Here is a 13,200-nt window from a genome sequence, read left to right on the forward strand (position 1 = left end):
CAAAGACGACGATCAACGATGGCCGGTGGCGCATCGGCAAGCCGGTCACGCTAGGCCCGGGGTATGACAGTTGTTTGACGGCGAGCTCACCTGTTGGCGGGCATTCGAACAGGGCGCCGCAAGCGAACCCGGCAATACCTGCACCGGCGGGTTGGGCTGCGCAGTGCGGAGCCGGCACGGTGGTGCATCGCAGCAAAGTGCGCCGCCACGCAAGCCCAGGCGCCACGCCGGATTTGGCGGTTTCCCGTGGTTTGACGGGTGCTGCCGGTATTCCAAGCCTATAGCCCGGGCCAATAAGTTGCCCGTCGTTTGGCATACGAGCGCGCGGTGTTGACAGGGTATGGGAATCACGCAAGCGTACGCCGCCTAATGGCCTGCGGCGTCACGCATCGCCGTGGGGAGAACCACCTGGAGACCTGGATCTTGGACAAGCTGCTTCGTCGTACCGCCGCGCCTGTCGCGCGTCGTGCCCTCTCTCTGGCTACCGCCGCCGCGGTGCTGATGCTGGCCGCCTGCCAAGGCAAGGACACCGCCGCCGAGGCAAGCAAGACCGCACCGGCCGCCGCGCCCGCGGAGGCGTCCACCGCCATCCATCCCGACCAGTGGCCGTCGCCGAAGTGGCCGTTCGCCCAGGACCAGGCCCTGGAGCAGCGCATCACCGATGTGATGGCCAAGATGAGTGTCGAAGAGAAGGTCGCCCAGACCATCCAGGGCGACATCGCCAGCATGACCCCGGACGACGTGCGCAAGTACCGCATCGGGTCGGTGCTGGCCGGTGGCAACTCCGACCCGGGCGGCAAGTACGACGCCAAGCCGGCCGAGTGGCTGAAGCTGGCCGACGCCTTCTATGAAGCGTCGATGGACACCTCCAAGGGCGGCAATGCGATCCCGATCATCTTCGGCATCGATGCGGTGCACGGCCAGAGCAACATCGTCGGTGCCACGCTGTTCCCGCACAACATCGGCCTGGGCGCCACGCGCAACCCGGAGCTGATCAAGAAGATCGGTGAAGTCACCGCCGCCGAAACCCGCGTCACCGGCATGGAGTGGACCTTCGCGCCCACCGTGGCGGTGCCACAGGACGACCGCTGGGGCCGCAGCTACGAAGGCTATTCCGAGTCGCCGGACGTGGTGGCCAGCTTCGCCGGCAAGATGGTCGAAGGCGTGCAGGGCGTGCCGGGCACCCCGCAGTTCCTCGACGGCAGCCACGTGATTTCCTCGGTGAAGCATTTCGTCGGCGACGGCGGCACCACCGACGGCAAGGACCAGGGCGACACCAAGGTGTCCGAAGCCACCATGCGCGACATCCACGCGGCCGGTTATCCGCCGGCGATCGCGGCCGGTGCGCAGACGGTGATGGCCTCGTTCAACAGCTTCAACGGCGAAAAGATGCACGGCAACAAGGTCATGCTGACCGACGTGCTCAAGGGCCGCATGAACTTCGGCGGTTTCGTGGTCGGCGACTGGAATGGCCACGGCCAGGTCAAGGGCTGCACCAACGAGAACTGCCCGGCCTCGTTCATCGCCGGCGTCGACATGGCGATGGCCTCCGACAGCTGGAAGGGCATCTACGAGACCGAGCTGGCCGCGGTGAAGTCTGGCCAGATTTCGATGGAGCGCCTGGACGATGCGGTGCGCCGCATCCTGCGCGTCAAGCTGCGCCTTGGCCTGTTCGAAGCCGGCAAGCCGTCCAAGCGCCCGCTCGGCGGCAAGTACGAATTGCTGGGCGCGCCGGAACATCGCGCGATCGCCCGCCAGGCGGTACGCGAGTCGCTGGTGCTGCTGAAGAACCAGGCCGGCATCCTGCCGCTGGATCCGAAAAAGCGCGTGCTGGTGCTGGGCGATGGCGCCAACGACATGGGCAAGCAGTCCGGCGGCTGGACGCTGAACTGGCAGGGCACCGGTACCAAGCGCAGCGACTACCCCAACGGCAACACCATCTGGGAAGGCCTGGACAAGCAGATCAAGGCCGCCGGCGGCACCGCCGAGCTGGCAGTCGATGGTGCGTACAAGACCAAGCCCGACGTGGCGGTGGTGGTGTTCGGTGAGAACCCGTACGCCGAGTTCCAGGGCGACATCGCCACCCTGCTGTACAAGCCGGGCGACGAGAGCGAGCTGGCATTGATCAAGAAGCTCAAGGCCGAGGGCATCCCGGTGGTGGCGGTGTTCCTGAGCGGGCGCCCGTTGTGGATGAACCAGTACATCAATGCGGCCGATGCGTTCGTCGCCGCCTGGTTGCCGGGTTCCGAAGGCGAGGGCATTGCCGACGTGCTGCTGCGCAAGGCCGACGGCACGGTGCAGAACGACTTCAAGGGCAAGCTGAGCTTCTCCTGGCCCAGGACCGCGGTGCAGTTCGCCAACAACGTCGGCCAGAAGGATTACGACCCGCAGTTCAAGTTCGGCTTCGGCCTGACCTATGCCGACAAGGGCGACCTGGCCGCGCTGCCGGAGGAATCGGGCGTGTCCGGCGAGCAGTCGGTGGGCGGGGTGTACTTCGTGCGCGGCAAGCCGGCGCTGGGCATTGCGATGCAGCTGTCCAACGCCGGCCAGGCCAACATGCCGGCCACCACGCTGCCGGTGGGTCTGTCCGATGGCAGCCTGAAGATGACCGCCGTCGACCACAAGGCGCAGGAAGATGCGCGGCGCCTGGTGTGGTCCGGTGCCAAGGCCTCCAGCGTGTTGCTGGTGTCCGGCAAGCCGGTCGACGTCTCGCGCGAGAGCAACGGCGATGGGCAGCTGCAGCTGACCGTGCGCCGCGACAGCGCGGTGACCGGGCCGGTATGGCTGGGCGTGGGCTGTGGCGACAACTGCGGCGGCCGTGTCGATGCGCAGAAGACCCTGGCCGCGCTGCCGCAGGGCCAATGGAAGGTGCTGGGCGTGCCGCTGAAGTGCTTTGCGGTGGCCGGTGCGGACGTGACCAAGCTGACCCAGGTCGCCAGCATCGAAAGCGCTGCGGCGCTGGATCTGTCGGTGTCGAAGATCGCGCTGGGCGCGCTCAACGAAGCCGAAGTCACGCTCGACTGCCCGGTCAAGTAAGCAGCACACCCGCAGGCGCGCCTGCGGGTGTGCCCAGGTAATCAGGACACACGCGTCGCCGGTCCCGGCGACGTGCTACAGCGGCCACCCTCAGCGGTGGTGTCATCAGCCGCCGCGGGACGCGTGCGTCGATCGGCCGGGAAGGCCTGCAGCTGCGGTTCGCCGCGCTGCCGCCACGCACGCGGTGCGGGCGGCGGCAGTCTGCAGGCCTGTCCGCTCCACGACGCGCCGCCCAGAGCCAGACAGGAGAGTGCAGTGGGTTTGGCGACGTTGGATATCGTGATTGTGCTGGTCTATCTGACCGGCATCTTCGTGCTCGCGCAGTGGGTCTCGCGCGAGAAAGCAGGCCACACCAAGAGCGCCGAGGATTACTTCCTGGCGAGCAAGTCGTTGCCGTGGTGGGCGATCGGCGCATCGCTGATTGCCGCGAACATTTCGGCCGAACAGATCATCGGCATGGCCGGTTCCGGCTATGCGATCGGCCTGGCGATCGCGTCCTACGAGTGGATGGCGGCGCTGACGCTGCTGATCGTCGGCAAGTTCTTCCTGCCGATCTTCCTGCGCAACGGCATCTACACCATGCCGCAGTTCCTGGAACAGCGCTACGGCAAGTGGATCCGCACGCTGATGGCGGTGTTCTGGCTGCTGCTGTACGTGTTCGTCAATCTCACCTCGATCCTGTGGCTGGGGTCGATCGCGGTCAGCCAGGTCACCGGCATGGACCAGACCCTGGCGCTGGCGTTGATCGGCGTGTTCGCCCTGGTCTACCAGCTGTATGGCGGGTTGAAGGCGGTGGCCTTGACCGACATCGTGCAGGTCACGCTGCTGGTGCTGGGCGGCCTGCTGGTGGCCGGGCTGACCCTGGCACGGATCGGCGATGGTGCCGGCGTGCTGGCCGGCTTCAAGCATCTGTGGAGTGCGCACCCGGAGCACTTCCACATGATCCTGAGCAAGGACAACCCGTTCTACAAGGACCTGCCCGGCCTGAGCGTGCTGCTGGGCGGCCTGTGGGTGATGAACATCAGCTACTGGGGGTTCAACCAGTACATCATCCAGCGCGCGCTGGCGGCCAAGAACATCGGCGAGGCGCAGAAGGGCATGGTGTTCGCCGCGTTCCTGAAGCTGCTGATGCCGTTGGTGATCGTGGTGCCGGGCATTGCCGCAGTGGTGCTGGCGCCGGACCTGGCCAAGCCCGACCAGGCCTATCCGACCATGATGCAGCTGTTGCCGACCGGCATCCTGGGCCTGGTGTTCGCGGCGCTGGTGGCGGCGATCGTGGCCTCGCTGGCCTCCAAGATCAACTCGGTGGCGACGATCTTCACCCTGGATTTCTACGCCAAGTTCCGGCCGCAGACCGAGCAGAAGCAGCTGGTGCGCGTGGGCCGCATCGTGGCCATCGTGGCGGTGCTCATCGGCATCCTGACCGCGCGGCCGTTGCTGGGCAACTTCGACCAGGGTTTCCAGTTCATCCAGGAATTCACCGGCTTCTTCACCCCGGGCGTGGTGGTGATCTTCATGCTTGGGCTGTTCTGGAAGCGCGCCAACGAAGCCGGCGCGCTGACCGCGGCGATCGGCTCGGTGGTGCTGTCGTTCGCGCTCAAGTTCGCCTGGCCGGAACTGCCGTTCATGGACCGCATTGGGGTGGTGTTCGTGGCCGCGCTGGTACTGGCGGTGCTGGTGTCGTTGATGACCGCCCCGACCCAGGCACGCGATCTGATCCGCACCGACGATGTGGCCTACGGCACCACGCTGGGCTTCAAGATCGGTGCGATCGGGGTCGTGGCGATCCTGATCGCGCTCTATGCGGTGTTCTGGTGATCGATCGGATCGCACGCTGAGATCAGCCGTGCATATGCGGCGCGACACGCAGGTGTCGCGCCGCATTGCGTTTGGACGTTGTGCGGTTGCCGCTTACACCCGCGCTGCGGCCAGGCTCGCAGCGAGCAGGTTGACCGGTGCTTCGAACTGCTCGTGCCACGGCGTCTGCAGCCAGGTTTCCAGTGCGGCCGCCGGCATCGGTTTGGCGATCCAGTAGCCCTGGCCTTCGTCGCAGCCCCAGGCGCGCAACTGCGTGTAGGCCTCCGCCGATTCGATGCCTTCGGCGACCACGCGCTGTCCCAGGCTGTGGCCGAGCTGGATCATGGCCGGCACCAGGGTGCGGTCGGTGCGGTTGTCCGGCAACGAGCGGATGAAGGACTGATCGATCTTCAACGAGCTGGCCGGCAGCTGCTTGAGATAGCTGAAATTGCTGTAGCCGGTGCCGAAGTCGTCGATGGCGATGTGCACGCCCAGCGCCGCGATGGCCGCCAGTTGCTCGGCCAGATGCTCGGGGTGGCGGATCATCGCGCTTTCGGTGAATTCGATCTCCAGCCGGCGCGGATCCAGCTTGTGGCGCTCCAGGCCACGCCGCAGCAGGCCGACGAAGCCGGGCCGGTCCAGGTCGGCGGCCGATACGTTCAAGGCCAGATTGAAGTCCAGGCCCTGTTGCTGCCAGCGCGCGGCCTGGGCGATGCCGTTGTCGATCACCCAGGCAGTGATGCGGTTGATCAACGCGGTCTTCTCGGCCATCGGCACGAAGTCGGCGGGCATCACCGGGCCGATCATCGGATGCTGCCAGCGCAGCAGCGCTTCCACCCCGACGCAGCGGTGATCGTGCAGGTCCACGCGCGGCTGGTAGTGCAGACGCAGCTGGCTGGAACTGTCCAGCGCGGCGGGCAGGGCCGCCAGCAGGCGGAAGGTATTGCGCTGGGCCACGTCGTGCTTGCGCTCGTACATGCTCCAGGGCGCGCCGCGCTCGCGCGAGATGTCCACCGAAGTGGTCAGCGAGCGGATGGTGTCGGCCGCGCCATAGCTGGTCTGCAGCGAGACCGCGCCGATCGAGGCGACTGGGGTATGCGGAATGCCCTGATGTTCCAGCGGCTCGGCAAAGGCCTTGGAGACCTTGGTGCACAGCGTGGACAACCGGTGCGTCTCGACCTGGGCCAGGAAGCCGAAGGTGGTCGGGTCCAGCCGGTACAACGCGGTGCCGGCGGGCAGATAGGCCGCCAGGCGACGCTGCGCGAGCGCCACATAGCCGTCGGCATAGTCCCAGCCCAGCGCCTTGACCATTTCGCGGAAATAATCGCTGCCGCAGATGTCGACCGCCACGGCGGTGGTGGCCGGGGCGCTGTCGCGTTGCGACAGCCAGGCATCCAGGTCTTCGGCAAAGCGCGATCGATTGGGCAGCCCGGTCGGGCCGTCGCGATAGGTGGTGCTGCGCAGGTTTTCCACCCGCAGCACCGCCAGGTCGCGCAGGCCTTCCAGTTGGGTGATCGCCTCGGCGTCCAGGCCCGGGCGCGGGCTGGTTCCGATCACGCACAAGGTGCCGATGCGGTGGCCGTCGCGCAGCGTCAGCGGTGCGCCGGCGTAGAAGCGGATGAACGGCGGGCCCAGCACCAGCGGGTTGTCGCAAAAGCGCGGATCCAGTTGTGCGTCGGGCACCACCATCACCTCGTGGGTGCGGATCGCATGCGCGCAGAACGCCTGGTCGCGCGGTGTTTCCTGCGGCTCCAGGCCGATGCGGGCCTTGAACCACTGGCGATGCTCGTCCACCAGCGATACCAGTGCGATTTCCGCGCCCAGGTTGCGGGCAGCCATCGCGGCGATGGTCTCGAACACCGGATCGGGCGGCGAGTCCAGCAGGCAAAGACCACGCAGGACGGCCAACCGGGTCGACTCATCGACCTCGGGCGGAGGAGGGGAACTGACGGGAGCGAGCGCGGAATGCATGTGCTCGTATCGGCCTGAAGCGTGATCCCTTGATCGACAGCACCGGGCTTTGTTCAGTTGACGCGGCTTTCCCGCACGGTGGCCGCGGTTGAATCGCCGCGGCGACGGCCGCAACGGGACGGCATCAGGCGACGGTTTGGGCGACGGCTGGGCGCCAGGCCGGCGAGTGCGCCGGCTCCTGCGTCATGCCCGATGTAAGCAGCGGTCCGGCAGCGCCGTCGGCACCGATGCGCGTTGCTCAACATTATCGACGCCTGGCCGATCACTGGTGGTAAGCCCGCCTTGTCGTCCCACGAGCCGTAACGATTCAGCGCACCTGATTTCGGTGCCTGCTCATTGTGTGACAGGGGTTGCATCAACAGCTACCGCAAATTGACACAGTGTTCACGGGCGCTGTGAGTTACGCCATCGCCCGTCATCCTCCCCGCTGCCTGGAAATCGATCGTGAAATCACCGTTGCCCCGTTTTGCCCGCCGCATGCTGCTGGTCGTTGCAGGCCTGGCATTGTCGTCTGCCGCGCACGCAGGGCTGTCGGTGTCCGGCACCCAGCTGCGTGAGTCCAATGGCAATACCGTGGTATTGCGTGGCGTCAATCTGCCGCACGCCTGGTACGCAAGCCGAACCGATGCGGCCCTGGCCGCCATTGCCGCCACCGGCGCCAACAGCGTGCGTGTGGTGCTCAGTTCCGGTTATCGCTGGAACCGTACGCCGGAGGCCGAGGTGGCGCGCATCATCGCGCGTTGCAAAAGCCTGGGCTTGATCGCGGTGCTGGAAGTGCACGACACCACCGGCTATGGCGAAGACGGCGCCGCCGCTGGTCTGTCCCATGCCACTGCGTACTGGACCAGCATCCGCAAGGCACTGATCGGCAACGAAGACCACGTCATCATCAACATCGGCAACGAGCCGTTCGGCAACCAGTTGAGCGCCAGCGAATGGGTCAATGGCCATGCAACGGCGATCGCCGCGTTGCGCAAGACCGGGCTGACCCACGCATTGATGGTGGATGCACCGAACTGGGGCCAGGACTGGAAGTTCTACATGCGCGACAACGCGGCCGCCTTGCTGGCGCGCGACAGCCGCCGCAACCTGATCTTCAGCGTGCACATGTACGAAGTGTTCGGCAGCGATGCAACGGTCAACAAGTATTTGCGCGCCTTCCGCGATAAAAAGCTGGCACTGGTGATCGGCGAGTTCGGAGGAGACCATCGCGGCGCGCAGGTGGACGAGGCGGCGATCATGCGTCGCGCCCGCGAATACAACGTTGGCTACCTGGGCTGGTCGTGGTCGGGCAACGACAGCAGCACGCAATCGCTGGATATCGCAATCGGCTGGAACGCCACGCGCCTCAGCAGTTGGGGCCGCAACTTGATCCTGGGCGCCGATGGCATCACCGCGACCTCGCGCAGGGCGAGCGTATTCGGCCCGCGTTGAGATTGAAGCTCCACAATCGGTAGAGCGGTCGATCCGGCGCTTGGTTGCAGGCCCTTGCCCGGCCACCATGGCGGGACACGCCGTGAATCCGTCCATGGAGGCTCTTACGCGGCATCCATGCCGCGTAAGGTCCCGCGACGGTGAGCGGGCAAGGACCAGTCGAGATGGTCGGTACTCAAAGTTAAGAGCAGTGCCGGATGCGCCTTGTTCGATCGTGGAGCATCTGCACACCGCCGCATTACAGACAGCTTTCAGATGAGCGCCGACCAACTGTCTGGTGCGGTGTCCTTGCCGGTTGCGGGACCGTGTGGCGGCATGGATGCCGCCACCGAGCCCCCAGGGATGGGTTCACGGCGTGTCCCGCAAGCGGTGAGGGCGCCGCGCCCTCGACGCTGCGCGTTGGCTGCAGGGCCCTTGCCCGCCCACCATCGCGGGACACGCCGCAAGTACGTCCATGTAGGCTCCGGCGCGGCATCCATGCCGCTCAGGGTCCCGCGACGATGAGCGGGCAAGGACCAGTTGAGATGGTCGGTGTGCACGGTAAGAGCGGTGCTGGATGCGTCGTTCGCTCACGACGCATGGGCCATGTCTGATGGGCGCCGCACGACAGACAGCTTTTCACAAGAGCGCCGACCAACTGTTTGGTGCGGTGAGGGCGCCGCGCCCTCGACGCTGCGCGTTGGCTGCAGGCCCTTGCCCGCCCACCATCGCGGGACACGCCGCAAGTACGTCCATGTAGGCTCCGGCGCGGCATCCATGCCGCTCAGGGTCCCGCGACGGTGAGCGGGCAAGGACCAGTTGAGATGGTCGGTGTGCACGGTAAGAGCGGTGCTGGATGCGTCGTTCGCTCACGACGCATGGGCCATGTCTGATGGGCGCCGCACGACAGACAGCTCTCACAAGAGCACCGACCAACTGGCTGGAGCCGTGCCCTTGCCGGTTGCCGGAACGTTGGCGGCATGGATGCCGCCAATGCGTCCCTGTGGTTGGATTCAAGGCGTGTCCCGCAAGCGGCGAGGGCGCTGCGCCCTCGACCGATTTGTCCTCACGGCAACTGGCCGCGTCTTAACGCCCAGGCTCGCGTAACGGCCCCGGGCTTGGCCGCTTGGTCAACTTGCGTTGCAGCGAGCGGCGGTGCATGCCGAGCAGGCGTGCGGCAGCCGAGACATTGCCGCCGGTTTCGTGCAGCGCCTGCTGGATGTGCTCCCATTGCAGGCGGCTCAGCGGTGTCATCATTTCCCGCGCGGTTTCTTCTTCGTCCGGCTCGGGCAGCTCGTCGTCCTCTTCGCCCAGTGCCCGCATGATGGTGGGGATATTGGCCGGCTTGGGCAGATAGTCGTCGGCACCGAGCTTGATGGCCTCCACGGCGGTGGCGATGCTCGCGTAGCCGGTGACCAGCAGGATGCGCATGTCGGCGCGGATCTCGCGCAACGGCTGGATCAGGCTCAGGCCGGAATCATGGCCGAGCTTGAGATCGATCAAGGCGAAATCCGGCAGGGCGCTGCGTGCGGTCGACAAGGCACTGGCCGCATCGGTGGCGGTCAGGGTGTCCACGCCGCGGCGGGCGAGGCTGCGTTGCAGCGTGCGCAGGTACAAGGTGTCGTCGTCGACCAGCAGGCCGGTGCGCAGGGGAGTGCTTGTCATGCGAGTGCCTCGTGTTCGGAGAGCGGCAGACGGAAACCGACGCGGGCGCCGCTGCCTTCGGCGGGTAGCATCCACAACTCGCCCTGCAGCCGTTCGACGGTGGCATGCGACAGCGCCAGCCCCACACCCATGCCGTCATGCTTGCCGCTGTTGAACAGGGTGCCGGGCAGCATGGCTTGCGAGGTATCGAAGCCCGGACCGTAGTCGCGTACTTCGCCGCTGAGATGATCCTGCTCCACGCGCAGCGTCAGGTCGATCTGCGGCCGGCCGGCCCGTTCGCCGGCATCGGCCGCATTGTTGAGCAACACCATCAGCAGATGGCTGACCCCGGGCTGCAGCAGCAGGCGCATCGGCGCATCGTCGTTGCGGCGCAGCTCGATGGTCGGGCGCACCAGCCGCCATTGTTCCAGCACGTCCTTGACCGCGACTTCGCGGCTGAGGTGGCCGTTGTCGGCCGGCGCGGCCAGCGCCAGCACGCGCTCGTGGCACTGCACCAGCAGCTCGCGCAGGGTGTCCAGATCCTCGCGCAATTCGCTCTGGTCGCACTGGTCGGCGATGTCGTCGACCAGCAGCGTCATCGTCGCCAGCGGCGTGTTCAACTCATGCGCCACCGAGGCCGCATGCGTGGCCAGCGCGACGATGCCCTCGTTGCGCGCGAAGCGCTCGCGCAGCGTGGAAATCTCGCGCTCGCGTTCGCGCATCGACAAGGCCAGCCGGGTGGCGAAGGCCAGCACCACCACCGTGGACAACAGGAAGTTGGCGGCCATGCCCCACATATGCAGGCTGAGCGGGTCGAAACTGCCGTAGGGCAGCGGCAGCCCGAACGCTGCACTGATCACATAACCGGCCACGCAGGCCGCCGCCACCGCCATCGCCCAGCCCAGCGGCAGGGCCAGCGCGGCCAGGGCGATCAGCACCAAGAACAGGGAGCCGAACGGGTTGGCGATGCCGCCGCTCCAGCCCACCATCCAGGTCAGCACCGTGACATCGACCAGGATGTGGCCGAATTCGGTGGCCGGGCTGACCGCGCCGCGATGGGCCACCCGCAGCTGTGCATACAGGTTGAACACCGCCAGCGCGGCCACGCCGGCCCACAAGGGTTGCTGCGGCAGATCCAGGCCCATCAGCCCGGTGGCGACCAGGATGGTGGCGGCCTGGCCGGCAGTGGCCAGCCAGCGCAGGCTGCACAGGGTCCGCAGGAAGGAGGCGTCTGAGGAATTCATCACGGCAATGCTATGCGCTCGGGGGCGTGGCGGCCTGCGACAAACCGTCGCATCGGCCTGGAAGACGGCGCGCGCAGCGCTTCAGCTGTGAGCGGACCGATGACAGGCTAAAATACCGCGATGTACGACGCCGTGACTCGCCCAACCCCTCCCGCCGACGCCACCGCCTGGCCGCGCCGCATCACCCAGGCTGTCAAGATCGGCAGCGTGATCGTGGGCGGTGGCCACCCGGTGGTCGTCCAGTCGATGACCAATACCGACACCGCCGACATCGCCGGCAGCGTCAAGCAGGTGGCCGACCTGTGGCGCGCCGGCTCGGAAATGGTGCGCCTGACCGTCAACAACGCCGAGTCGGCCGCGGCCATTCCGCGCATCGTCGACAAGCTGCGCATGATGGGGATCGAGGTGCCGTTGATCGGCGACTTCCACTACAACGGGCATCAGCTGCTTGCCGCCGAGCCGGCCTGCGCCGAAGCGCTGGCCAAGTACCGCATCAATCCGGGCAATGTCGGCTTTGGCAAGAAGAAGGATCTGCAGTTCGCGCAGCTGATCGAGTTTGCGATCAAGTACGACAAGCCGGTGCGCATCGGCGCCAACTGGGGCTCGCTGGACCAGTCGCTGGCCGCGCAACTGATGGACGAGAACTCGCAGCGCGACACGCCCTGGGATGCCGGCCGCGTGCTGCGCGAAGCGCTGATCCGCTCGGCGGTGGATTCGGCCGAGCGCGCGGTGGAACTGGGCCTGGCGCGCGAGCGCATCATCCTGTCGGCCAAGGTGTCCGGCGTGCAGGAGCTGATCGCGGTGTATCGCGACATGGCGAGCCGCTGCGATTTTGCGCTGCATCTGGGCCTGACCGAAGCCGGTATCGGCAGCAAGGGCATCGTGGCCTCGGCCGCGGCGCTGAGCGTTTTGCTGCAGGAAGGCATCGGCGACACCATCAGGATCTCGCTGACGCCGGAGCCGGGCCAGTCGCGCACCCAGGAAGTGGTCGTCGCGCAGGAACTGCTGCAGACCACCGGCCAGCGCGCCTTCACGCCGATGGTCACCGCCTGCCCGGGTTGCGGCCGCACTACCTCCGAGTTCTTCCAGGAACTGGCCGGCGTGGTGCAGAACCATGTGCGCGCCAAGATGCCGGAGTGGAAGATCAGCAACCCCGGCGCGGAGAACATGACCCTGGCGGTGATGGGCTGTGTGGTCAACGGGCCGGGCGAATCGCGCCATGCCAACATCGGTATCTCGTTGCCGGGCACCGGCGAGGCGCCGTCGGCGCCGGTGTTCATCGATGGCGAGAAAAGCGTCACCCTGCGTGGCGAGAACATTGCCTACGAATTCATCGATCTGATCGATCAGTACGTCGAACGCACGTATGTCCGCCGCGCCGGCTGAATCGCCGGCCGGTTTCAGGGGATGGCTGCGCAGCAATGCGTGGCGCATGGCGTTGCTGTTTGCCGGCGTGCTGCTGCCGCTGGGCCTGTTCGTCGACCTGGCCGACGAAGTCCACGAACTGGAAAATTTTTACTTCGACGAGCCCTTGCTGTGGAGCATGCGCAGCATCGCCACGCCGGGGCTGGATGTGTTTTTCGGGGTGGTTTCCAAGCTTGGCTACCAGTACGGGGTGATCCCGGCCGATATCGCCATCGTGCTGGTATTGCTGATGCTGCGGCGCTGGCGCGAGGGAACCTTTGCCGCACTCGGCTTTGCTGGCTCGGCCTTGTTGAACATGGGCGCCAAGCAGGTTTTCCAGCGCGACCGCCCAAGCCTGTGGGAATCGATTGCCCCGGAAAGCACCTTCAGCTTTCCCAGCGGGCATGCGATGGGCTCGATGACGCTCGCCGCGGTGGTTGTCTCGCTGGCCTGGAACACCCGCTGGCGCTGGCCGGTGGCCATTGCCGCAAGTGGGTTCGCGGTGCTGGTGGGGGTGTCGCGGATCTACCTGGGGGTGCATTACCCCTCCGACATCCTGGGCGGCTGGTCGGCCGCGCTGGTGTGGGTGGTCGGGCTGTATCTGGTGATGTTTCGCGGCGCGCGGCGGCCGCATTGGCGTCGCCATCCCGCTTCGACCTGAGGGCACGACCGCTTTGCGGTCGAACGCGGC

General features: G+C 66.5%; 8 protein-coding genes. 5 read left to right on the plus strand and 3 right to left on the minus strand.

Translation table 11 applies throughout. The features are described 5' to 3' along the window. Positions 1–423: 423 nt before the first annotated feature. Positions 424–3,036 (plus strand): glycoside hydrolase family 3 protein, encoded by a 2,613-nt coding sequence (locus tag H7A86_RS09400; RefSeq protein WP_119132111.1) that lies wholly within the window; start codon positions 424–426, stop codon positions 3,034–3,036. A 255-nt stretch (positions 3,037–3,291) separates the two neighbouring features. Beyond that, positions 3,292–4,854: a sodium/sugar symporter gene (locus H7A86_RS09405; protein WP_119132088.1), complete on the plus strand. Its 1,563-nt coding sequence runs from the start codon at positions 3,292–3,294 to the stop codon at positions 4,852–4,854. Positions 4,855–4,947: 93 nt separating this feature from the next. On the opposite strand, the gene H7A86_RS09410 is transcribed toward H7A86_RS09405, so the two are convergent. Next, on the minus strand, positions 4,948–6,804 hold the full coding sequence (locus tag H7A86_RS09410; RefSeq protein WP_119128421.1) for a putative bifunctional diguanylate cyclase/phosphodiesterase: 1,857 nt from the start codon (positions 6,802–6,804) through the stop codon (positions 4,948–4,950). Positions 6,805–7,281: 477 nt separating this feature from the next. Here H7A86_RS09410 and H7A86_RS09415 point away from each other — a divergent pair, with 477 nt between their 5' ends. Next, complete coding sequence (locus H7A86_RS09415) at positions 7,282–8,238, plus strand: glycoside hydrolase family 5 protein (RefSeq protein WP_104648599.1); 957 nt, start codon at positions 7,282–7,284, stop codon at positions 8,236–8,238. A 1,065-nt stretch (positions 8,239–9,303) separates the two neighbouring features. Here the strand turns inward: H7A86_RS09415 and H7A86_RS09420 are convergent. Continuing rightward, complete coding sequence (locus H7A86_RS09420; RefSeq protein ID WP_104585309.1) at positions 9,304–9,882, minus strand: response regulator transcription factor; 579 nt, start codon at positions 9,880–9,882, stop codon at positions 9,304–9,306. After that, positions 9,879–11,105 carry an ATP-binding protein gene (locus H7A86_RS09425; RefSeq protein ID WP_164739365.1) on the minus strand — a complete coding sequence of 409 codons (1,227 nt, stop codon included), beginning with the start codon at positions 11,103–11,105 and terminating at the stop codon, positions 9,879–9,881. The genes H7A86_RS09420 and H7A86_RS09425 overlap by 4 nt, the downstream gene beginning before the upstream one ends. Before the next feature lie 120 nt (positions 11,106–11,225). On the opposite strand from H7A86_RS09425, the gene ispG reads away from it, so the two are divergent. Together ispG and H7A86_RS09435 are read left to right on the plus strand one after the other, a co-directional pair. After that, on the plus strand, positions 11,226–12,491 hold the full coding sequence (ispG, locus tag H7A86_RS09430; RefSeq protein WP_119132087.1) for a flavodoxin-dependent (E)-4-hydroxy-3-methylbut-2-enyl-diphosphate synthase: 1,266 nt from the start codon (positions 11,226–11,228) through the stop codon (positions 12,489–12,491). Further along, positions 12,472–13,170, plus strand: a complete 699-nt coding sequence (locus H7A86_RS09435; protein ID WP_119132086.1) for a phosphatase PAP2 family protein — start codon at positions 12,472–12,474, stop codon at positions 13,168–13,170. Before ispG ends, H7A86_RS09435 begins: the two co-directional genes overlap by 20 nt. The last annotated feature ends 30 nt before the right edge of the window (positions 13,171–13,200 follow it).

The sequence above is a fragment of the Xanthomonas euroxanthea genome (assembly GCF_903989455.1).
GTDB classification, from domain to species: Bacteria; Pseudomonadota; Gammaproteobacteria; order Xanthomonadales; family Xanthomonadaceae; genus Xanthomonas; species Xanthomonas euroxanthea.